At 67.0% G+C, this 22,369-nt stretch carries 21 protein-coding genes; 10 read left to right on the top strand and 11 right to left on the bottom strand.

What is annotated here, in order from left to right:
- Positions 1-15: 15 nt before the first annotated feature.
- From OHB12_RS01000 to OHB12_RS01015, 4 genes are read left to right on the top strand one after another with little or no spacing between them, the layout of a single operon-like run.
- Positions 16-1,149: a VOC family protein gene (locus OHB12_RS01000; protein ID WP_327115263.1), complete on the top strand. Its 1,134-nt coding sequence runs from the start codon at positions 16-18 to the stop codon at positions 1,147-1,149.
- Positions 1,146-2,084: a fumarylacetoacetate hydrolase family protein gene (locus OHB12_RS01005; RefSeq protein WP_327115265.1), complete on the top strand. Its 939-nt coding sequence runs from the start codon at positions 1,146-1,148 to the stop codon at positions 2,082-2,084. Before OHB12_RS01000 ends, OHB12_RS01005 begins: the two co-directional genes overlap by 4 nt.
- A complete protein-coding gene (locus OHB12_RS01010) occupies positions 2,081-3,985 on the top strand; it encodes an acyl-CoA synthetase (RefSeq protein ID WP_327115267.1) in 1,905 nt (634 codons plus the stop codon). Before OHB12_RS01005 ends, OHB12_RS01010 begins: the two co-directional genes overlap by 4 nt.
- Positions 3,982-4,656, top strand: a complete 675-nt coding sequence (locus OHB12_RS01015; protein ID WP_327115269.1) for a hypothetical protein — start codon at positions 3,982-3,984, stop codon at positions 4,654-4,656. The genes OHB12_RS01010 and OHB12_RS01015 overlap by 4 nt, the downstream gene beginning before the upstream one ends.
- Positions 4,657-5,011: 355 nt before the next feature.
- On the opposite strand, the gene OHB12_RS01020 is transcribed toward OHB12_RS01015, so the two are convergent.
- Positions 5,012-5,218 (bottom strand): hypothetical protein, encoded by a 207-nt coding sequence (locus OHB12_RS01020; protein WP_327115271.1) that lies wholly within the window; start codon positions 5,216-5,218, stop codon positions 5,012-5,014.
- Between the two features lie 273 nt (positions 5,219-5,491).
- On the opposite strand from OHB12_RS01020, the gene OHB12_RS01025 reads away from it, so the two are divergent.
- The 4 genes from OHB12_RS01025 to OHB12_RS01040 all read left to right on the top strand — a co-directional run bounded on the left by OHB12_RS01025 (position 5,492) and on the right by OHB12_RS01040 (position 8,404).
- A complete protein-coding gene (locus OHB12_RS01025; RefSeq protein ID WP_327115273.1) occupies positions 5,492-5,788 on the top strand; it encodes a hypothetical protein in 297 nt (98 codons plus the stop codon).
- Between the two features lie 198 nt (positions 5,789-5,986).
- On the top strand, positions 5,987-6,937 hold the full coding sequence (locus tag OHB12_RS01030) for an AraC family transcriptional regulator (protein WP_327115275.1): 951 nt from the start codon (positions 5,987-5,989) through the stop codon (positions 6,935-6,937).
- Positions 6,938-7,292: 355 nt separating this feature from the next.
- Positions 7,293-8,024, top strand: a complete 732-nt coding sequence (locus OHB12_RS01035; RefSeq protein ID WP_327115277.1) for a hypothetical protein — start codon at positions 7,293-7,295, stop codon at positions 8,022-8,024.
- Between the two features lie 248 nt (positions 8,025-8,272).
- Entirely contained in the window at positions 8,273-8,404 is a 132-nt protein-coding gene (locus OHB12_RS01040; protein ID WP_327115279.1) for a hypothetical protein, read from the top strand.
- An 18-nt stretch (positions 8,405-8,422) separates the two neighbouring features.
- Here OHB12_RS01040 and OHB12_RS01045 read toward each other — a convergent pair whose 3' ends face one another.
- The 6 genes from OHB12_RS01045 to OHB12_RS01065 form a co-directional block, all read right to left on the bottom strand.
- The gene (locus OHB12_RS01045; protein WP_327115281.1) at positions 8,423-9,679 is read right to left on the bottom strand and encodes a MarP family serine protease; all 1,257 of its coding nucleotides are present in this window, start codon (positions 9,677-9,679) and stop codon (positions 8,423-8,425) included.
- 45 nt (positions 9,680-9,724) lie between these two features.
- Positions 9,725-9,850 carry a hypothetical protein gene (locus tag OHB12_RS35975; protein WP_442799926.1) on the bottom strand — a complete coding sequence of 42 codons (126 nt, stop codon included), beginning with the start codon at positions 9,848-9,850 and terminating at the stop codon, positions 9,725-9,727.
- On the bottom strand, positions 9,850-10,029 hold the full coding sequence (locus OHB12_RS35980) for a hypothetical protein (RefSeq protein WP_442799927.1): 180 nt from the start codon (positions 10,027-10,029) through the stop codon (positions 9,850-9,852). The genes OHB12_RS35975 and OHB12_RS35980 overlap by 1 nt, the downstream gene beginning before the upstream one ends.
- Positions 10,030-10,112: 83 nt before the next feature.
- The gene (locus tag OHB12_RS01055) at positions 10,113-10,736 is read right to left on the bottom strand and encodes a QsdR family transcriptional regulator (protein ID WP_327115283.1); all 624 of its coding nucleotides are present in this window, start codon (positions 10,734-10,736) and stop codon (positions 10,113-10,115) included.
- Positions 10,737-10,778: 42 nt separating this feature from the next.
- Positions 10,779-12,572, bottom strand: coding sequence for an acyl-CoA dehydrogenase (locus OHB12_RS01060; RefSeq protein WP_327115285.1), 1,794 nt, complete (start codon positions 12,570-12,572; stop codon positions 10,779-10,781).
- A gap of 73 nt (positions 12,573-12,645) precedes the next feature.
- Positions 12,646-15,450: a helix-turn-helix transcriptional regulator gene (locus OHB12_RS01065; RefSeq protein ID WP_327115287.1), complete on the bottom strand. Its 2,805-nt coding sequence runs from the start codon at positions 15,448-15,450 to the stop codon at positions 12,646-12,648.
- A 123-nt stretch (positions 15,451-15,573) separates the two neighbouring features.
- On the opposite strand from OHB12_RS01065, the gene OHB12_RS01070 reads away from it, so the two are divergent.
- Entirely contained in the window at positions 15,574-16,740 is a 1,167-nt protein-coding gene (locus tag OHB12_RS01070; RefSeq protein WP_327115289.1) for an epoxide hydrolase family protein, read from the top strand.
- Between the two features lie 333 nt (positions 16,741-17,073).
- Positions 17,074-17,787, top strand: a complete 714-nt coding sequence (locus tag OHB12_RS01075; protein ID WP_327115291.1) for a CPCC family cysteine-rich protein — start codon at positions 17,074-17,076, stop codon at positions 17,785-17,787.
- A gap of 305 nt (positions 17,788-18,092) precedes the next feature.
- On the opposite strand, the gene OHB12_RS01080 is transcribed toward OHB12_RS01075, so the two are convergent.
- From OHB12_RS01080 to OHB12_RS01095, 4 genes are all read right to left on the bottom strand, one after another.
- On the bottom strand, positions 18,093-18,326 hold the full coding sequence (locus tag OHB12_RS01080; protein WP_327115293.1) for a hypothetical protein: 234 nt from the start codon (positions 18,324-18,326) through the stop codon (positions 18,093-18,095).
- A 326-nt stretch (positions 18,327-18,652) separates the two neighbouring features.
- Positions 18,653-20,488: an adenylyl-sulfate kinase gene (cysC, locus tag OHB12_RS01085; RefSeq protein WP_327115295.1), complete on the bottom strand. Its 1,836-nt coding sequence runs from the start codon at positions 20,486-20,488 to the stop codon at positions 18,653-18,655.
- A complete protein-coding gene (gene cysD / locus OHB12_RS01090) occupies positions 20,488-21,420 on the bottom strand; it encodes a sulfate adenylyltransferase subunit CysD (RefSeq protein WP_327115297.1) in 933 nt (310 codons plus the stop codon). Before cysD ends, cysC begins: the two co-directional genes overlap by 1 nt.
- A gap of 9 nt (positions 21,421-21,429) precedes the next feature.
- Positions 21,430-22,329, bottom strand: a complete 900-nt coding sequence (locus OHB12_RS01095) for a helix-turn-helix domain-containing protein (protein WP_327115299.1) — start codon at positions 22,327-22,329, stop codon at positions 21,430-21,432.
- Between the last annotated feature and the right edge of the window lie 40 nt (positions 22,330-22,369).

Consider the following 22,369-nt stretch of genomic DNA (forward strand, 5'->3'; position numbering starts at 1 on the left):
TGGGAGGAGTGGGCTATGACTGACCATCACGACCCGCACACCGGCTTGCACAGCGAGCGCGGCGCATCTGCCGGTGAACATCCGGGTCGGGCGCGGGATCCGATCATCAAGGTGCACGATCTGGCGTGGCTGGAGTTCGAGAAGCCGGACCTCGCGCGAGCCGAAACCTTCGCGCATGCTTTCGGATTCGCGACATCCCTGAGCACTCCGAACGAACTGCGGCTGCGGGGTATGGACCCGGGCGCGCCGTGCGTGGTGATACATCGAGGGCTGCGATCGAGGTTCGTCGGGCCGGCTTTCCGTGCGGCGGGCACCGCCGATCTGCTCCGGCTTGCGGAGGCCGGCGGAAGCAAGGTGGTGAACCTGCCCGAGAGCCTGGGCGGATCAACCGTCGACCTGACCGACCCGAGTGGCCTGCGGGTGCGTGTGGTCGCCGACACCCACAAGCTCGGGGCCCTGCCCGTGCAGGCTCCGCACACACTGAACTTCGGGCACGAGGTGGCCCGCGCGAATCGGACCCAGCGACCGCCCCGTGCGCCGGCGAGAGTTCAGCGTCTCGGGCATGTGGTGGTGCAGACCACCACGTACCGCCGGACGCTCGACTGGTATCTGCGGCACCTGGGCCTGATCGTCAGCGATTTCCTCTACTACGCGGGGCAGCGCGAACGGGGACCGGTAATGAGCTTCATCCGCTGCGATCGCGGCTCCACCCCGACCGACCACCACACGCTCGCATTGGTGTTGGGTGGCGCCAACCGGTATGTGCATTCGGCCTATCAGGTCGCCGACCTGGACGCGATGGCTGCGGGCGGGGAGTACCTGCTCGACCATGGCTACTACCGGTCATGGGGGATCGGCCGCCATATCCAGGGCAGCCAGATCTTCGACTACTGGCGTGATCCGGACGGGTTTCTGGTCGAGCATTTCAGCGACGGCGACATGTTCGACTGCACGCTGGAGCCGGGCTGGGCACCAATGAGTGCCTCGGGGCTGGCCCAGTGGGGGCCGCCCGCCAGCAAAGATTTCCTCGGCCTCAAGCCGGGCCTGGAAGCCCTTCGCGAGCTTCGCGCCATGGTCGACGCACTGCGCGAGGACAACGAATTCGACCTCGACCGCCTACGTGGCCTGATGAAAGTAGCCAATTCATGAGCATCTCCGTCTTACGTACCGCCGATGCCTGGTGGGTGGCCACGCCCTCCGGCGCCGCCGAGGTCGACACCGCGGCGACCACCACCGGTCAGCTGCTTGCCGATCGGCAGGCGATCGTCGCGGCGGCCGCGAGCACCGAGATCGTGCCCGTCGAAAGCCTTTCGCTGGTCTCGCCGGTGACCGCGCCGTGCCGGGTGGTCGCGCAGATGACGAATTTCGCCTCGCACGTCAAGGACTCGGGCATGGACCCGGAGGCCGTGCCGCTGACCTTCTTCCGCAAGACCTCCGGGTCGATCAGCGGCCCCTACGACGATGTGGTGCGGCCTTCCCATGTGCGGCTGCTGGATTACGAGGTAGAGGTCGGGCTCGTCTTCGGCCGTTCGATGCCGGTAGGCACCTCGATCACCGCGGACAACCTCGCCGACTACGTGACAGGCCTTGTCGTCACCAACGATGTGTCGGCGCGTGACGTACAGTTGCCGAAAACCCAGTTCTACGAGGCGAAGTCGTATCCGACGTTTACCCCGGTCGGGCCCGCGCTCGTGCTGTTGGACGCCGATGAGCTGAAGCGGTTCACCGATCTGCGGCTGCGGTTGTGGGTCAACGGCGAGCGGCGCCAGGACATGACTGTCGCCGACATGATCTACGGCCCCGTCGAAACGCTCCGGGCGCTGGCTCGTTTCCAGCGCATGGATGCCGGTGATCTGCTGCTGACCGGAACGCCGGTGGGCACGGCGATCAGCGCTCCAGCCAAGCCGGTCGAGATCATCGGGTCCCTGCTACCTGCCGCGACGAAATGGAAGCTCTTCTTCAAGGGGCAAGCCAAGAACCCGAAGTATCTGCAGCACGGCGACGTCATCGAGGCCACTGTATCCACCGACGACGGTGCGATCGAGCTGGGACGGCAGCGCACGGTCGTGAGGTACACCCGATGACCGACGATCTGATAACCGAGGATCTGCTGTGGCCGCGCTACGCGGGGCCGAGCGACCTGACCGAGATCGAATCCGTGCCGCTGGCCGAGCGAGGCCTGCCGGAATCGACCTACGCACAGCTGGTGCGGGCCGCGGAACTGTGGCCGGACCGTACCGCCGTCACCATGTTGCCGGAGGCGGCGCGGTGGCGGGAACCATTGCGGCGCAGCTTTGCTGAGCTGCTTGGCGATGTCCACCGGTATGCGAACCTGCTGCACGAACTCGGTGTGCGGCGCGATGACGCGGTGGCCTTGATCGCCCCCAACTGTGCTGAGCTGATTCCCGCGACCCTCGCTGCCCAGTTGGCCGGGATCGCCGCCCCGATCAATGGCGGGCTGTCCCGGCGGCATATCGCCGAACTACTGCGGCTCACCGGTGCCCGGGTGCTCGTCGCGGCTGGACCCGAATTGTCCGACGCCGTCTGGGATTCCGTGCGTGCGCTGGCTGTCGACGGCCTGCTGGACGCGGTACTCGTGCTGCGGCCGACCGCGGCGGCGGGCGAACCGCAGGCGCTGCAGCGGATCGACGGTGTGCGCGTCGAATACCTCGACGAGTCGGCCGCGGCGCACGAGTCGGCCGCCTTCGCCGGGAAAACCCCGGTCGCGTCGGATCTTGCCGCGCTGTTCCATACCGGAGGCACCACCGGTGTGCCGAAGCTGGCCGCGCACACCCATGCGGGCGAGGTCGCCAATGCGTGGATGATTGCTGCGAACTCCCTGTTCGACGAAGATTCCGTCGTGTTCGCGGCCTTGCCGCTGTTCCACGTCAACGCGCTGGTCGTCACCTTGCTCGCGCCCCTGTTCAAGGGGCAGTCGGTGGTGTGGGCCGGACCGCTCGGTTACCGGGACCTCGCGATCTACACCGAGTTCTGGAACATCGTCGAGCACTACCGGCTCGCCGCGATGAGCGCGGTGCCCACCGTGTACGCGGTGCTAGCGCAATGCCCGGTCAACGCCGACATCAGCAGTTTGCGATACGCGATGGTGGGTGCCTCGCCGCTGCCGCCCGCGGTCCGGGAGAACTTCGAGTTGCACACCGGAATCACCCTGGTCGAGGGTTACGGACTGACCGAGGCGACCTGTGCCAGTGCGCGCAGCTTCCCCGACCTGCCGCGACCTCATGCGGTGGGGCAACGCCTGCCTTATCAGCACATGAAGGTGGTGCGTGCCGACGAGGTCGGAACCTGGGTGGAACTGTCTGTCGGCGAGGTCGGGGTGCTGGTCATCGGCGGCCCCACGGTTTTCGCGGGATACGTGATCGGCCGTACCGAGCACGGGCACGTGCTCGATGGCATGGGCACACTGGTCGACGGCTGGCTCGACACCGGCGACCTCGCCCACATCGACGAGGAAGGGTTCATCCATCTGCACGGGCGCGCCAAGGATCTGATCATTCGCGGCGGGCACAACATCGACCCGGCGATCATCGATGACGCCTTGCTCTCTCATCCGAAGGTCGCCGCGGCCTGCGCGGTCGGACGCCCCGACATCCATGCCGGTGAGGTGGCGGTCGCCTACGTCACTCTGGTGCCCGGCGCCGCAGTCACCGAAGCCGAACTGCTCGAGTGGGCGAGCCGGCACGTACCCGAGCGTGCCGCGGCTCCCAAGACGGTCACGGTGCTCGACGCGCTGCCGGTCACCGACGTGGGCAAACCCTACAAGCTCGGGCTGCGCGCGGACGCCACCCGTCGCGAACTCCTCGACGCCCTCGCCGAGATCGCCGGAGTGCGCAACATCGCCGCCACGGTCGAAGACGGCGCGATTGTCGCGATCGTCGAACTCGACCCGGTCGGCGATGAGAAGACCGTAGCGGCGATCCTCGGCCGCTATGCGATCGAATGGAAGGTCGAGGTGCCGCAATGACGGGCGCTTCGACCTCCCTCGCCGTCGTGCTCGCTGTGCTTTTCCTGCTGCTGGGCTCGGCGAAAGTGCTGGGAGCGCAGCCGATGCGGAGCCGCGCCGCCCATCTCGTCGAGCGGAAACCGCATGCGCGGACCATGATTCGGCTCGCGAAGGTCACCGGTATGGCCATGACCGATGGCGGTGAACTCGGCAACCTCTTCCGCCGTCTCATCACGCCGCACCTGCGCCGCTTGCCCGGTTTCCATGCACTGGTCACCACTAGTGAGACACCGCCGCTGCACCGGTCCGACCTGATATTGCGGTCGCGCCTGCTTCGTGGCCGGGTGGGGCGGTTGGTTCCCAATGCGGTCTTGGACGACGGTCGTCGTTACGACGATGTCGTCGCGGGCCGGTACGCGATCGTCACCACGGTCGAGCCGACATCCGCACAACGCGCCCAGATCCGAGAACGGGGCGGGATCCTGGTGATCGCCAGCCCTGCAAGCGAACTGTGCCGCTGGCTGCGCCGGGGGCACACCGCCCTCGTCCGCCCAGACGGGACTGTCCAGCGCACTGGCACAGACCTGTCGGCTCTCTGCACCGCCCTGCCTCGATTCCTGACCACGGATCCATCGACTCCCCTGGCCGCATCCTCGCCACAGGCGGTCCGGGAGATGAACCGGTCGACCTAATCGAAGAGTTCGGGATTCAGGTGCCCAGCAAGGTGATCTGCGAGATCCTCGGCCTACCCTCGAGTGATCACGCCCTGTTCGCGCGTTGGGGCATCGAGTTCGGTGCCACGGTCGACGGTGCGCGAAGCACGTCGTGAGGTATCCGCCGCGGCGCCACTGTCGAAATAGATGGGCTGTGACTTGCTGCTTGCCGCAGCGCCGGTGCCCGGTCGTGTGCCGGGGTGGGTCCGCTCTATCCGTGCGGCGCCGCATGTGCGCTCCGTGCAAACTTTCATTCGCAGAGAATGTAGTCCGCCCACGATTCGGCTCATAGCGTGGCTCATATGCACAGCTCCAGCGAGTGCACAAGGAGGAGTCATGGAGTGCTCGACACGGCGAAATACGCGTTCGCCCCAATTGCCGGCCAGCCGATCACGTCGAGCTGCATTTCGCCACGCCCATCGAACCGTCTGTACGGTGCACCGCGCCGGAACGAACTGATGAATCGGAGCTCGAAGGTGTCTTCGCGATTGATGGCCACGAGGACTTCTGTCCGGTGCTCGACGAGGCTCGCGCCGGACATGGGCAACCAGACATCTCCGTATCCCGAGGAATCGGATGTGCACCTTGTAGTGCAACTCGGAAATGTGCGCTTCGATTTCACCGCTTGCGCCACCGCGGCTTTGTTGTTCATACAAGATTGCCGCGCCCGCCGCTATCCGAAGCATGTCGCGGTGATCCCTGGTGACACCCACAGGTACCCACGCCTACCCAACGAACGCCTGTATCTGGAGCCCTGAACCACAGCAATGAGCCGAACAACTCGGACCGAACCGATTGCCGCGTCTCGCGATCCATGCCTCGAGATCGCAGCTTCCGCGGCGAGCCGTCGGATTACCTGGCCGTAGATCGGGTGACAGCGTCGTCGCCGGAGCCCGGATGGATTCGTCTCCAGGTGCGGGTGCCCAACACCCTCGCTGTGCCGACAATGGCGTTGGCAGCGGTTCACAACGGTGTGGACCTGGAGACGGTTCCGGTGTGGGTGACCGAGGACGTCGACGTGTGGCGGTGGACGCTGTACACGCACATCCTGATCGCCGCTGCTACGGGGTCGGGCAACGGCGGGACGGAAATGCAGTTGCCGCGGCTGTAGGGATCCTGAATTCCACGGTGCCGTCTCGACGTGAGGGTGAGGTAGAACCCGAGTTCGCCGGGTGAACTCGCGATCCAGCAACGATCTGACAACGGAGGCGATAACCCCGGCCACGGACTACTCTGGCCTACACCGACTCGTCGGATGCCTGGCGTGCTCGGGTGTGAGAACCGGTCACGAAGTAGGGAAGTGGTGACGGTGAGCGACAGAGCCGTCTTCGTCCAAGACGCCACGACGCGCGTCGTCGCCCCGCACGAGCGCGCAGACTACTGGTCGGAACTGATCAACTCGTACCATCGGCGTCTGGGCTATACCTTCCCACGTGGAAGCGACTTCGAGGGTCGCACGACCTTGCGACGCACCCACGACTACCAGCTCATCGGCTGGGAATCCGACGCGGTGACCTACTACCGCAGCGCCGGGCACGTGCAAGGCGACTCCGACGACGATTTTCGACTGCTGCTACCCACCGCCGGGCAAGTGGACCTCTTTCAGGCCGGCCAGCACGCGCGCCTGCCATCGGGTGTCGGTTGCCTGGTGACCATCGACCGACCGTTCGCATTCTCGCTGGGTGATGGCAGCAGGGGACTGCTGATGACCATCCCCCGACGAGAGATCGACCATCGGCTGGGCCATACGCCGGAGCTACCTGTCACTCCCGCCGACCTCACGGCAGGGCTCGGCAGGGTGGTCGCCGACCTCGCCGCCGGGCTGTTCGCCCAAGGCGGCGACCTGACTCGACATCAATTCGACACCGCCTCCACCCACCTGGTGGAACTGCTGTGCATGCACATCATCGGTGACCAGCCCACCGGTCCCGGCCATCTCGCCGACGTGGAAGCCGCTGTCCGGCATTACGTCCGCACCCACGCTGGAGACCCCGACCTCACCGGCGCGACGATCGCCCGTGCTCTCGGTTGGTCCCTCCGGCAAATCCAGCTCGCGTTCCAGCATGCCGGCACCACACCGAGCGAACTGATCAAGGAAGAACGCCTGCAACTGGCCTATTCGCGCCTGCGCAGTCCCGTCTACCGCGACTGGACCATCGCAGACGTTGCCATGGGACTGGGCTTCAGCTCGGCCAGCGCCTTCAGCACGGCTTTCCGTCGCCGGTTCGACGTCAGCCCGCGCGATGTCCGCCACGGTTGACCGGAGGTGTGCGGACCACGGCGTCGCCGGGGCCGGCAAGTCCGCTGCGATGGCAGCCGATGTGGTTCCGGTCGACCGGACCGATGCTGTGGTTGCTTCAAGAGCCCGAGCCGGCGGGCGCTTCGGGGGCATTCGGAGTGATGGTCAGCACTGTCGCAATGTCCGGTTCGGCCTATTTGCCATGTATTTGCTCCACAATGATTGAAATCGTCTCCATGTCACTTTATTGGCGCGGTGCAGGTGGCAAACTTAATGGTGCGGCGGGTGATCGGGCATCGATGCGGATTGGTGGCATGCGGCTGCCAATGGTTAGCCTCCACCCCGAGCCGTGAATGGCCACTTAAAGTTTCAGCCCATGGTGCAGCCAACTCCCTGGCAAACGGTCGCGATGTCACACCAACGGCAGACCAAGCCGGCCAGCCACCCCGAAATCGCCTCTCCCGCACGGCGTATCGACATCCGGGCGATCTCGGCCGGATGGCGGGGCGACTGGGGCTATCTGGGTGCCGCGGTCGGGAGTGTCATCACGTTCGTGCTGTTGTTCCAGCCGTGGCTGGCCATCAGCGGTGCCGACGGCAAGGTCTCCACCAACGCCTTCGGCCGCATCACCGTCACCACGTCCATGGTGGGACTCTGGTCGTCGTCGCCACCTCCCGGCGCGAAGGTCAGCGGGCTGTGGGGCGTCCTCGCGGGCGTGGCCGTCGTCGTCACCGTGGCTACCGTCGTGCTGAATCTCCGGGCACGCACCGAGACGCTGTCCCGACTGGTGGCGGGGTCCACGGTCGCGGTCGCGGTATTCGTCGTCTTCGCCCTGATCTACTTCAACGGTAAAGGGAATGACCTGAAGGCCGTGATCGGGTCCGGACCACCGCGTGACCTGGGCACCCAGATCGGCCTGATCATACGCACGGCCGCAGGCAACGGCCAGTACCCTGTCCCCGGGCTGCGTTCGGTGTCCTACGCCAGCCCGACTCTCACAACATCGGGGATGGCCGCAGGCGCAACATCCCTGGGATCTGCGGTGGTGGCGGTCGCTCAACTGCTATATGGAAGCAGGCTCGGGACCCGGACGACCGCGGACGGCTGACGGGTCACGGCGCTCGGCAGTGCCGGACTCCGCGCGGTCGGACTCCGACTGAGGAGCCGACCGGACTCTGAACTTCTCGATCCGCTCCACCCGGAATAGTTCGGCGTTCGTCGACCGCACCGCCTCGGTCGTCCCGGTCGCTGCCCACGGCGCGCTGCGACTGCCGATCACCTCGGCCTGAGCTTCGGGAAACGGCACGAATCGGTGCGTGTCGGGTATCGGATCTAGACGCGGATTATGGTGGATCGGTGCGCATCTTCCTGGCCGGTGCGACCGGTGTTATCGGAGTCCGCCTGCTCCCGCTGCTGATCGAGGCGGGGCATGAGGTCGGTTTGCTCGACGCCTCCAGTGGCGTCGTGATCATCGCCGACGCGTCCTGAAACACCGACGAGTCCCGACTACGCGGCGCAGGGACCGGTGTCGACGGGGCGATCGGAGCGCAAGCCGTCGTGTAGGCGATCGAGCACCTCCGGCAGATTGGTGGCGAATCCGATGTTGTCGTCGTTCTCGTCGACGCCGAAGATGATCCCGAGCACGCGGCCGCGGATATCGATGAGCGGACCGCCGGAATTGCCGTGCTGGATCGAACCGTCCACGGTGTAGATCCGGCGCTCACCGAGCCTGGTGCGGTAGATGTCGCGGACCTGGCGTACGGCCGTGCTCCGCACCCGGGTCGCGGCCGCGGCGTATGGCCCACCCTTCGGGTAGCCGAGGGCGATCGCGTCGGCGCCGGGTTCGGCGGGTTCGGGCGCGACGGTGACGGTGGGTGCGGTGAGATCGGGGACGGCCAGAACGGCGATGTCCATCGTCGGATCGAACTGCACGACAGTCGCCGCGAGCGGCCCCGACGAGGCGTCGACAGAAACCTTGGTGGAGCCCGCCACGACGTGGGCATTGGTCAGGACCCGTTTCGGCGCTACCACGAATCCGGAACCGGATTGGCGCAACCCGCAGGTAGGTGCGAGATCACGGATGCGAAATACGCTCTCGCGCAGATCGGCGGGCGCCGGTCCGTCGAGGATGCTCGGATCGGGCGGCGCCGGCGGACGGGCGAGGCCCGCGTCGACGATGGGCGTGGTGAGCGCCGTGGACAGGCTGGTCAGCCAGAACGGCGCTACATCGTCCAGGGTTCGCACGATCGTCGAATCACGCACGGCCGTCAGCGATCCCAATGGCGCGGCGAACAGCCACACCACCAGCGGCACCACGATCGAATGGGCGGCGATCCCGCCCACGGCGTCGGTGCGCCGGGCAGCAGGTCCGGAAATCGCCGCCCGGGCCGCGTGTCCGGCCCGGTGCCCGACGGCCGCTCCGACCGCGACCAACCCGATGAGCAGAACCAACACGAGCAGCAGCCGGACGGCACCGGGGGCGAGGTATGCGAGCGCCGTCCCCCCGATCGTGGCAGCGATGCCCGCGCCCGCTATGACACCGGCGAACCCGAGCAGCGCCGTGATCGCGCCACGGCGCCACCCGAACGACGCGGCGACCACCATGGCGACGAACACGGCGAGATCCAGCCAGTTCGGCAAGGTCAACGCCACACTCCCGTCGCTGCTCATCGTGAACACCGACAGCTGTTTGTCGTCGGCGACCACCGTCGCCGCTCGGCACCGGACGGCTATGGCCCAGCTAGCGGGTGCGGCGACGGTCAAGCCGTAAATCTATCCAGCGATCGGAGCAACGGCAACCACTCGGCGCTAGGCCGGGATCTGGGCCAGCGCCCGCCAGGCATACGCGCGGACGTCGGCATCGGCATCTTCGATCGCGCCGCGCAGCGCCTCGTGCGCGGCGGCCAGGTCCGGGCGGGCCGCCAGCGACAGCACTACCGCTTTGCGTACGTCGAATGTGGGTCGTCCAGCGCCTCGGCCAGGATCGGCACTGCGAGGTCAGGATTCGCGCCGGCCAGCCCACGCGCCGCACCCACCCGGATCTGCCGCGCCGAGTGCCGCAGCGCGGCCGCCAGGGTGGCGATATCCGCGGGCTCGGTGCTCAGATCGATCACGCCGATTCGAATGTGGGCATCCAGCGACCGGGTCGGGCTGATCTGCTAGGGGGAATCGTAGGTGGTGTGAACCGGTTGCGGCTCTAGCGGCCGGGCCGCGGTGCGATGGCCTGGGGGATGCCGAGCAGTGCCGCCTGCACCTCGTGCAGCCGGTCGATGTCGCCGCGAATGCCCGCGACGTTGTCGTTGTAGAGGAACGCCTCGCCGAGCCGGACCAGCGCATAGGCCAGCAGTGCGGGTTCGATCGGCGGAAGGTAGCCGTCCTCCCGCTCCGCGCGGGCGATCAGCGCCAGGACGGTGGTGACGATTAGCGGCTGCACCGGTCCGTCGCTCGCGGTCAGGATACGCAGACCCGACAGCGGCTCGTTCTCGAAGTAACGGCGGAACGGTTCGTTGTCGGTCATCCAGCGGTTGACCCGATACAGCACATCCAGGATGCGTCGGGCGCCGGTGGAGCGTCGGCGCGCGTCCGCGCGGGTGAGCAGCGCCTCGAATTCACCGGCGAGGACCGTGCCGAGGACGCCGTCGCGGGAGCCGAACCAACGGTAGATCGAGGCGCGGCTGAGCCCGAGTTGCCCGGCGATCGCCTGGATATCCACGCGTTCGCCGGACAGGAATGCCTGCCGGGCGAGCTCGATGACCTGTTCTCTGGTCGCCGAGGCCGGTCGGCCAGGAGGTCGGGTGGTCGGCTGGCTGGAATCGGTCACCGGGGAATGGTACATCTTACGAACTCTGTATCGAACCGGTGCTCAGAACCATTCGTTCCGCATCCGCAGGGTAGTCGTGTCCAGGCGGGCGAGCAGGTCCAGTGCCGGTGCGGTCTTGGGCAATTCGAAGCCGTAGAAGAAACGCGCCGCGTGTCGTTTCCCCTCGTAGAAGTCGCCGGAATGGTCGGCGGCGAGGAACTGCTCGAGCCAGATCCAGGCGAGCACGATGTGCCCGAACGCCTCCAGGTACACCGAACTGTTGGCCAGCGCGGCCTCGATATCGCCGGAGGCGAACAGTCCTGCGGTCACCTCGACCAGCCGCTGCCACGCCGAATCCAGCTGGGTGGCAAGCTCGGCCGCCTCGCCGCCCGCGGCACGGGCGGCTGCGATGGTGGCGCCGACCCGCCCGCCGAGTGCGAGCAGGCTCGCCCCGCCCTGCTGGGTTACCTTGCGCCCCAGTAGATCCAGGCCCTGGATGCCGTGCGTGCCCTCATGGATCGGGTTGAGCCGGTTGTCCCGGTAGTGCTGCTCGACGTTGTACTCGCGGGTGTAGCCGTAGCCGCCGAGCACCTGGATGGCGAGGCTGTTGGCCTCCAGGCACCACTGCGATGGCCAGCTCTTGGCGATCGGTGTCAGGATGTCCAGCAGGAGGGTGACCGCGCGGCGGTCCTCCTCGGTGTGCGCGGTGTGCTGTTCGTCGACCAGCCGCGCACAGTAGAGCACCAGCGCCAGCGCGCCTTCCGCGTACGCCTTCTGTGCCAAGAGCATTCGCTTCACATCCGCGTGCTCGATGATCGGCCGCTGCGCCGCCGCGGGATCGGCGGGCAGTTTGGCCCGTCCCTGCGTGCGGGTGCGCGCGTAGTCGAGCGACTCGAGGTAGCCGGTGTAGCCGAGCGCGGTGGCGACCAGGCCGACGCCGATCCGCGCCTCGTTCATCATGTGGAACATGTAGCTCAGCCCGCCATGCGGCTCGCCGACCAGGTAGCCGATCGCGCCGGGCGCGTCGCCAGGTGTCCAGCGGCCCTCGCCGAAGTTCAGCACGGTGTTCACTGTGCCGCGGAAGCCCATCTTGTGGTTGAGCCCGGCCAGTGCGACATCGTTGCGCTCGCCGATCGCGCCATCGTCGCCGACCAGGAACCGGGGTACCACGAACAGTGAGATGCCCTTGGTGCCCGCGGGCCCGCCGGGGATCTTCGCGAGCACCAGGTGCACGATGTTCTCGCCGAGTTCGTGATCGCCGCCGGAGATCCACATCTTGGTGCCGAACAGCCGATAGGTGCCGTCGTCCTGCGGCTCGGCACGGGTGACGATGTCGGCGAGCGACGATCCCGCCTGCGGCTCCGACAGGCACATGGTGCCGAAGAACCGTCCGGCCAGCATGGGGCGGACGAACTTCTCGACATACTCCGGACCGCCGTGGGCGACAAGCAGATTGGCGTTGGCCGCGGTGAGGAACGGGTAGCCCGCGGTGCCCGGATTGGCCGCCTGGAACCAGGCGGAGCTCGCCTGCGCGACGGTCGCGGGCAGTTGCGCGCCGCCGAGCTCGTAATCCATTGTGGCCGACGGCATCCCGGACGCGGCGAACGCGGCGATCGCCTGACCCACCTGGGGGATGATGGTCACGCGTTCGCCGTCGAAGGTCGGCTCGTTGGTGTCGTTGAGTTTGTTGTGCGGCGCGAAGTACTTGGTGGCGAGCTGTTCGCTGAGGTCGAGCACGGCGTCGAAGGTCTCCCGCGAGTGCTCGGTGTACCGCTCGCGTTTGGTGAGCTCCTCGACGTTCAGCCACTCGTAGAGCAGAAAATCGAGATCGCGCCGGGACAGCAAGGTCGACCGCATCAGCCCGTCCTTTCGAGACATCTTCGACTCACTGTATCTTAGGAGTGGCGCGACCGGATCACCGACCATGACGTCACCCCATGAGATCCAGCAGGCCGCGGTCCCGTGCGGTCGCGGCGGCTTCGGTGCGGGTGGCGGCTCCCAGCTTTGCGAGGATGCGCGAGACATGCACGCCCGCGGTGTTGCCGCTGATGAACAGCTCGGCCGCGATCTGACGATTGCTCAGTCCTTTGGCGACCAGTCGTAGCACGTCCTGTTCCCGGGGGGGCAGGCCGGAGGTGCTCGGCGCCGTCGACTGGGCGGGGGGACCGGCGGGTTCGTCGAGGGTGATCCCGGCTCGGTCGGCCAGCTGCCTGGCGTGTTCGGCAAGCGGGTTCGCCGCCAGGTTCTCTGCAGGCTCGAGGACGGCCCGCAGTGCTTCCCCAGCCACCGCGCGATTGCCGTCGGCCAGTTCGGCCTCGGCCGATCCGAGCAGGCTGCGCGCCAGCTCGTGCGGTTGCCGGAGGGCTCGCCAGGCGGACACCGCCACCGCCCAGTCGGCCGGACGCCCGCTGCGGGCGGCCCGGAACACCGCCCGGTGGGCGGTGTCGACGGCTGTGGTCACCGGCAGCGCTGCCGCGACGGCGTCGAGATCCGCCGCCATGCCTTCGGTTCGGGCCACCGCCGTGACCAGGGCCCACGCCTCGTGCGGATGTGCCGCCATGACCTTCGCGGGGATGTCGATGGCGCGTTGCGGTCGGCCCGCCACGTGCGCGATCTCGAATTTCATGGTGCGCAGCTGGATCTGGTATTGCATGGTCCAGTGGCTGTCGCCCAGCAACGGCTCCGCGGTTTTCACGCTGGCCGCCGCCGCGTTCGCATCACCGCGCGCCAGCACGATTCTCGCGTGACACAGCAGCAGTGCGGCGGTGCTCAGCGGTGGCAGCTGCTCGGTCAGCGACTCGTCGACGAGGTCGAGCGCCTCGTTCCAGCGGCCGAGGTTTGTCAGCGCCTGCGCCCATTTGACCAGCAGGATCGGACCGGCCTCGATGAAGCGGAAGGTCTCGTGCGCAGCCCGGAGCCCCTGCTGGATCACCTCGATGGCCGTGTCGTTGTCGCCGGCCGCGACCAGCACCGCCGATTCCCACAGCGCCACCGTCAGCAGCGTCCGCGGATCGGCTGCGGCCTTCGCGGCGGCGTGCGCCTTCGCGAAATGCGCCATCGCTACCTCGGATCGGTTCACGGTAGCCAACCCGAGATACGCGTGTGCCCGCGCGGCCAGTGACCTGGCGCCGAGCTGTTCAGCCACCTCTACGGCGGCGCGCGCGTCGCGTTCGGCCCCGGCCGTGTCCCCGCCGAAGACGTGCGCCGCGGCGAGCTCGGCGAGCACCTCGCCACGCAGCACGGTCGGCCGATCCGTGGGCAGCAACGCCAGCGCCGCGAGCAGATCGTGCTCGCCGCCGCTATGGGTCTGGTTGCGCAGTCCGGCCCGGTAATGGTGCAGCCGAGCGGCTCGCTTCGGTTCTCGCGCGACGTCGACCGCGGCGAGCGCCTCGTCGGCGGCCGCGATGCCGCGCTCGACGACGCCGCCGTCATAGCACGCCGCCACGAGGTGTTCCAGCACGCCGAGTCGATCCGTCGCCGCTTCCGGCGCTCGGTCCGACAGCTCGAGTACCCGATCTAGGTAACGTACCCGATCACCATGCGCACCAGCACTTTCCGCGTCCGATGCGGCGCGCAGGCAGGCTGCCATGGCAAGGGGTAGATCGCCTGCCGCGTAGGCGTGATAGGCGAGCTCGCCCGACGGGCACTCGTCCGGACTGCTCTCCCCGGCGGCGGCCAGAATCTGGGAAAGACTGGTGTGCAAGCGCTTTCGTTCGATCGGTAGTAGATCGTCGTAGACAGCATCACGGATGAGGATGTGGCGGAACTCGTATCCGGTGTCGGTGGCGACGAGCAGCTGTTGGTCGACCAACTGGCGCAGTGCCGTGCTGAGCGCGTCCTCGGTGAGATCGGTGGCGGACGCCAGCAGCGCGTGGCGGACCGGCGATCCGGCCACCGCGGCCAGGCGCAGCACCGACCTGGCTTCGGCGGGCAGGCCGGACTGGTAGCTGAGCAGCAGCTCCGACAGGTCGGCGGGCGTGTCCTCGGGCGCTGGGCTCAGCGCCTCGACGAACAGCGGAATTCCCCTGCTGCGCTCGAAGACTCGCGCGACCACCCCGGGCTCCGGCTCCCGGCCGAGCAACGCGGCGAGCTGCCTTCCCACCTCATGCTTGGTCAGCGGTGCCGGAGTCAGCAGGAGGACGCCGGGGTCGCGGCGCAGCCCCGTGACGAGCCTGCGCAGCGGCGCGGAATCGGCGGGCCGATAGGTGCCGACCAGCAGCAGGTCACGTTGCGCGAGGTTGGCCACCAGGAACGCGAGCAGTTCGCGGCTGGCATCGTCGGCCCAGTGTAGATCCTCCAGCACCACCACCACAGGTCTGGTCAGCGCAAGTTGTTCGAGCACCGTCAGGATCTCGCCGAACAGCTGAATGCGATCGGTGTCCGGCTCCGCCGGGCCGGAGTGCGCGGCCTGCTCCGGGAGCCAGCGCGACAATGCGGGCCTGACGACAGGCAGTAGCGTCGCGAGCCCGTCGACGCCCAGCTCCCGGACCAGCGTGCGGAGCACCGCGAGAAAGGGCGCGAACGGCACGCGGCCACCCGACTCCGGACACCGCCCGGCCAACACCGCGGCGTTCGCGCCGAGCCGAGTGGTGAACTCCGCTACCAGCCGGGACTTCCCGAGCCCTGCCTCACCGCCGACCAGCACGGTGTGCACCACCGGGTCCCGGTAGGCGTCCTGCAACGCCGCCACCTCGCCTGCCCGTCCGACGAAGGCATTGCACACAGGAAGGCTCACCACTCCGCGATCATGCCCGGACGACGCCGTGCGTGCCAAGCCCGCGGATAAAGAGGTCTCAGGGCGCGAAATAACGAATTCTCGTGATTCGGCCACCCCCTCGTTACCCGAAGTATCAATGGCATGACGAACAACGCGAACGACATCCGTCCCTTCCGCATCGAGGTCCCGCAATCCGACCTCGACGACCTGCGCGAGCGCTTGGCCCGCACCCGCTGGATCGACAACCTGCCCGGCACAGGCTGGGAGCGCGGCGTACCGATCGCGTACCTGAAGGAGCTGGCCGGCTACTGGGCCGAGAAGTTCGACTGGCGCGCCACCGAGGCGGAGCTGAACAAGTACCCGCAGTTCACCACCACCATCGACAGCCAAATCGTGCACTTTCTGCACCTCCGCTCGACTCAGGAGAACGCCACCCCGCTGCTGCTCCTGCATGGCTGGCCGAGCTCGGTTGTCGACTTCCTCGATGTGACCGGCCCGCTGACCGACCCCGCGGCGCACGGCGCCGCCAACGCCCCGGCATTCCACCTGGTCATCCCGTCGCTTCCTGGTCACGGCTTCTCCGGTCCGATCACCGAGGCGGGTTGGAACGACGGCCGATTCGCGGCCGCACTGGCCGAGCTGATGGCACGCCTTGGCTACGACCGCTACGGCGTGCAGGGCGGTGACCACGGCGCCTTCATCGCACCAGCGCTCGGACGGGCCGACGCCGACCACGTACTCGGCGTACATGTCAACGCGCTGGTGACGTTCCCGACCGGTGACCCCGCCGACTTGGCCGCGCTCACCGACGCGGAACAGGCGCGGCTCGCCGCGATGAAGCACTTCCAGAACGACGGCTCGGCCTACATGAATCTGAAGGGCTCGCGGCCGACCACCATCGCGCAGCTGCTCGCGGACTCCCCGGCCGGTCAGCTCGGCTGGATCGTGGAGAAGTACAAGGAGTGGACCGACCAATCCCGCGAGTTGCCCGAACAGGCTGTCGACAAGGACCGGCTGCTGGCCACCGTGAGCATCTACTGGTTCACCGACACCGCGCGCAGCGTCGCGAACTTCTACTACGAGCGCTTCCACGACGCGAGCATGTTCGCGCCGAAGCCGAAGGGCACGGTACCGACCGGTGTCGCGGTGTTCAAGGACGGCGATTACGCCATCCGCCGCTTCGCCGAGAAGGCGCACACCATCACGCACTGGTCGGAGTTCTACTCCGGTGGCCACTTCCCGGCGCTGGAGGTGCCGGAGCTGCTCGTCGGCGACATCCGCGAGTTCTTCGGTACGCTCGGCGACTGACCCGGTGAACCGAAGGGCAGACGTCGGTCACCGCCTGCCCTTCGCCGTGCGGCATCTGTGCTGGGCGGCAATGGTGCCTGCAGACATCTGGTCGAGACTCCGCCGTCGAGTAGTTCAGCGAGCGTAGTGATATGGCGGCGATACGTCACCGTTCGGCCACCATTTGCCTGCCGTCACAAACTCGGACAAGCGGCGGACATCCGATTGGTAGCGGTTGTCTGCTCCGGTGGATTGCAAGACCGAGAACACAGGTTGGAGATCGCTGCCCGAGCATCGTTGATCGTTTTCGAAAAGGGGTCGCTGTGTTGCGGTGCTCTCGGCCAGACTGCACCGGTGGATACGCGTCGGCCCTGTGCGTGCTGCGGTCATCTCGTCTTCGACGTCGAGGACGGATGGCCTGGCTCTTATGCCATCTGCCCTGTCTGCTTCTGGGAAGACGACCTGCTGCAGCTCCGGTGGCCCTTCATGCCCGGTGGCGCCAATCAAGTCTCACTCGTCGAGGCTCAGCAGAACTTCCAGGCGTTCGGTGCCTGTGATCAGCGCGGCAGACGGTTCGCACGGCCGCCGACAGATGACGAGCCTCTCGACCGTGGCTGGCGCCCGATCGACCCGGCCGCGGACTCGTTCGAGGACTGGACGGGCGAAGCGCATCGCCCCTGGCCCGACGACCGATCGGTCTTGTGCTGGTGGCTCCCGTCCTTCTGGGGATGCCCTGAGGAGCCGGAACAAGATGTGCCTCGACAAGTGGCGATCGACGTCGGGTCGGTCCATAGTGAGCGCGACCTACACGCCGTCCTGATGCGAACCCTCGGATTTCCTTCGTTCTACGGCATGAACTGGAACGCGTTCTGGGATGCGATCACTGGCCTGATCCCGATGCCCGCTGAACTGTGCTTCACACACTGGGCCGAGCTGGAGCGTCGAGCGCCGAAAGCGGCATCCGCGCTCCGCCGCCAACTCGACAGGTACCAGCGGACGTGCGAGGGCTTCAACGTCGTCTATGACCAGTTCAGCAGCCAGGATGTGACAGATACCCGAAACCCGTGAACCTGTCGTCGGAGACGACCACTATCTCGCCGAGCTATTTACCACTGGGCTCAGTTCGCACAACCTCGAACTTCCCAGCTGTGTCGCCATGTCGAGACCGGCAACGCCAGCATGGCATCCAGAATCGCGAAACCCTCGACCAGCTCACCGTAGACCGGTTCGCCAGCGATAGGCTCACCACTCGGCGCGTGATCGCCGAGTCCGGGCACGGCTGGGGCCGGCTGGAGCACACGTCTCCACCGGCCCCACAAACCGAGCCTCGGTCCCGGCTCCAATCGACGGCAACGATGTCCGTCGGGTTCCGCTTAACAAGTATTCTCGACCTCGTAGCTTTCGCTGTTGGTGTTTTCGCTGTCGGTGTTTTCATTGCCGGTGTTTTCGTGGTCGGTGTTCTCGGTGGTGTAGCTATCGGTGGAAGGGGCGCAGTCTTGGGCGGAGGCGGTGCCTGCGCCCAGGACCACGATGCTGCCGGCAACGGCGACCGAGATGGCCCCGAGGGCTGCGGCAATCCGCCTGCTGGTGTTCTTGTTGGTGTTCATTGTGGTTCCGTTCCGCCCCTGCGGGCTTCTCCTGCGAACGACAGTCCCGTTCTCGGGTCTCGTGAACAGCGAATCATGCTCTCCCGCTGGCACTTCCACATCCTATTGCTCGCAACGACTGCATCTCCTCGGCATTCCTCTCCATCCCAGGGGAGGAAGTCGGCGCTGTCTCGGCAAAGACCGACTGTGTTCGATGGACTCGACAGCGCCGCACCCCCACCTCGAGCCTCCTGCGCTATGACTGGCGACAAATCAGCAGCTAGCACAACAAGATTCAAAGATCCGTAGTTCAGCGAACTTCGCCGCCTGCCCCGGCGTGCGTGGATTCAGTCCAGCCGGGCCAACCTCGCGAGGATCGTCGCGGCCATCGCCGCGGGATCGCCGTGGTCGGGTCGCAGGACGAGTTCGGCATCCGTCGGCGCCTCGTAGGGATCGTCGATGCCGGTGAAGCCACGGATCTCGCCCGCACGAGCCTTGGCGTACATGCCTTTGGGGTCGCGGGCTTCGCAGACCTCGAGCGGGGTGTCGACGAATACCTCGACGAACGGGATGCCTGGCGCCTGATGTGCCGACCGAGCGCGGTCGCGATCGGCCCGGTATGGGCTGATCAGTGAAACCACCGCAACCACACCGGCTTCGGCGAACAGTCTGGCGACTTCGCCGACTCGCCGGACGTTCTCCATCCGATCGGCCGCGCTGAACCCGAGATCCGAGTTGAGCCCGTGGCGCAGGTTGTCGCCGTCGAGAAGGAACGCCGGACGGCCCGCCGCCACCAATCTGCGCTCTAATTCCACTGCGACCGTGGACTTTCCGGAGCCGGACAAGCCGGTCAGCCAGACCGTGAGGCCCCGCGTGGCGCGCTCGTCGCGCTCGACCGCCGTGGAATGCCAGACCACCCGGGAGGACGGCAGGCTCGGACCGGTGATCATGCCCGCGGCGACGGTGTTGTTGGTGGCGTCGTCGACCAGGATGAAGCTGCCGGTGGCGCGGTTGCGGCGATACGGGTCGAACAGCAGCGGTTGCCGTGTCCGCAGTTGAATGCGCCCGATCTCGTTGAGTGACAACGACTCCGCACCCTCGTCGCGGTGCAGCGTGTTGACGTCGAGCCGGTAGTCCAGAGTACGGATCTCGACGGTGGCCGTGCGGGTGGTGTGCCGGATCGTGTAGGTCGCGCCGGGGGTGAGCTGCGCGTCCTCGGCGAACCAGCACACCATGGCGTCGAGGTCGCGGCCGGTGTGCGGCCGGTTGTTCGGGCGGCAGATCAGGTCACCGCGGGAGATATCGAGTTCGTCGGCGAGCTGGATGGTGACCGCCTGTGGCGGAAAGGCCTCCGCGACGGGGATGCCACCCGGACCCCAGATCGCCTCGACGGTGGTGGTGAATCCCGAAGGCAGTACCGCCACTTCGTCGCCCGGCTTGAACACTCCGCCTGCCACGGTTCCGGCGTAACCGCGGAAATCCTGGGCGTGCCTGCGCGTGACGTACTGCACCGGGAATCGGGCGTCGATCAGGTTGCGGTCCGAGGCGATGTGCACCTCTTCGAGATGGTGCAGCAGGGGAGTGCCCTCGTACCACGGCATGCTCGCGCCGCGATGCACGATGTTGTCGCCGTGCAACGCCGACACCGGCACGAAAGTCAGATCGGATACGTCGAGTTTGGAGGCGAACCGCGCGAATTCCGCACGGATCTCCTCGTACCGGTCCTGCGACCAGCCGACCAGATCCATCTTGTTCACGCACAGCACCAGGTGTGGGATGCCGAGCAGGCTCGCGAGGAACGCGTGGCGGCGGGTCTGTTCCACCACGCCCTTGCGGGCATCCACCAGGATCAACGCCAGATCCGCTGTGGACGCGCCGGTCACCATGTTGCGGGTGTACTGGATGTGCCCCGGGGTGTCGGCGATGATGAATTTCCGTCTCGGCGTGGCGAAATAGCGATGCGCCACGTCGATGGTGATGCCCTGTTCACGTTCGGCGCGCAGGCCGTCGGTGAGCAAGGCCAGATTCGGGTAGTCGTCGCCGCGGTCGCGGCTGGTGCGTTCCACCGCGGCGAGCTGGTCGGTGAAGATGGTCTTGGAGTCGAAGAGCAGACGACCGATCAGGGTCGACTTGCCGTCGTCGACGCTGCCCGCGGTAGCCAGGCGCAACAGTGTGGTCGTCATCAGAAGTAGCCTTCTCGCTTGCGGTCTTCCATGCCTGCTTCGGAAATACGGTCGTCGGCGCGGGTGGCGCCGCGCTCGGTGACGCGTGCCGCGGCGACCTCGGCAACCACCTCGGCCGGGGTGACCGCGGTGGATTCGACGCAGCCGGTGCAGGTCGCGTCGCCGACGGTGCGGAACCGAACGGTGGCGTCGTAGGGCTGCTCGCCGTCGAGGAGTTCGAGAAAACGGGTGTGCGCCAACAGCATTCCATCGCGTTGCACCACCGGCCTGCGGTGCGCGTAGTAGAGCGGAGGGAGCTCGATGCCTTCGGCGGAGATGTAGCTCCAGATATCCAGCTCGGTCCAGTTCGACAGTGGGAACACCCGGATGTGCTCGCCCGTCCGGTGCCTGCCGTTGTACAGGTTCCACAGCTCGGGGCGCTGGCTGCGCGGTTCCCACTGGCCGTATTCGTCGCGGAAGCTGAACACCCGCTCCTTGGCCCGGGCCTTCTCCTCGTCGCGGCGCGCACCGCCGAACACCGCGTCGAACGATCCTTCCTGGATCGAGCGCAGCAATGTCGTGGTCTGCAGCCGATTACGGGAGGCGCGCGGGCCGGTCTCCTCGACCACCCGTCCCGCGTCGATGTCGTCCTGCACCCGCCCGACCGCCAAGCGCAGTCCCAGCCGCGCCACCGTCTCGTCGCGGTAGGCGATCACCTCGTCGAAGTTGTGCCCGGTGTCGATGTGCAGCACCGGGAACGGCAGCGGCGCAGGCCAGAAGGCCTTGGCCGCCAGATGCAGCATCACCACCGAATCCTTTCCGCCGGAGAACAGCAACACCGGGCGTTCGAACGTCGCTGCGACTTCACGGAATATGTGCGCCGACTCGGCCTCGAGTGCGTCCAGATGAGGCAGCTCGTAGGTGCTCGCCGTCGACTTCGCGTACTGGCTCACACAGCAAAACTAGAACACGTTTCGCTTGTTGGTCAATGGTTTGTGCCCGCCCGAACTCGCCGTCACGGCGTCCGCGGCGGCGACCAGCGCCGCGCCACGTCTCGCGATCTCGGCGCCGGTGATCGACGCGCCGACGTACATGGTGAGCACCATGTTCTGCCTGCCGTCGCCGCTGTAGGTCGGCGCGGCGAGCAGGCTCACCGCGTGCTCCTTGCGCGGACGCAGATCCGACCCGAGGTAGACCCGTTCGCCGAGGCTGGTGACCAGCTCGCCGACCAGTTCGCGCAGCCCGTCGGGTAGATCGCGGTCGGCGACGCCGGCCAGCAGCGAGTACAGCCTGCGACCAGCTGTGGTCATGCTCTCCGCCAGGAAACCGCGTTCGCGGCACTCGGCGACGACCTGTCGCAACCGGGCCTCGTCCTGTCGCACCGGCACCGTCGGTGGCTTGGCCAGCCACGCGTCGAAGGCCGCGTCGGTGTCCCAGAGCACGTACATCAGGCCGACCGGAGGTGCGAAGTGGTACGCCGCACCCACCTTGACCAGGCCGGGTCCGGTGCTTTCCAGCACCATGATCTGCTCGCCGACCACGGCCGACGCGGTGCAGGTCGTGCGGTAGTGCGTGGTGAGTTTCTCCAGCTCGTCGCGGGCGAGCGCGGAAATGGCGAAGCTGTCCTGCGCCACCCGGCCCGCCGCGATGAGCGCGGGTCCGAGGCCGTAGGTGAGCGAGTTGGCATCGCGCACCAGGTACCCGGCCGCGGTCAGTTCGGTCAAAATGCCGAGGCAGGTCGGCTTGGCCAGGTCGAGTGCGCGGGCGGTCTCGGAGAGCCCGAAGCGTTTGCCGCGCTGCTCGACGAAGAAATCCAGTACCTGAACCACCCGCACGGTGGGTGCGGACCGACGGCCGACCATTGACCACTCCTAGAACACGTTCTAATCTTGCTCTTGTTGA

Source organism: Nocardia sp. NBC_01730 (assembly GCF_035920445.1).
GTDB lineage: Bacteria > Actinomycetota > Actinomycetes > Mycobacteriales > Mycobacteriaceae > Nocardia.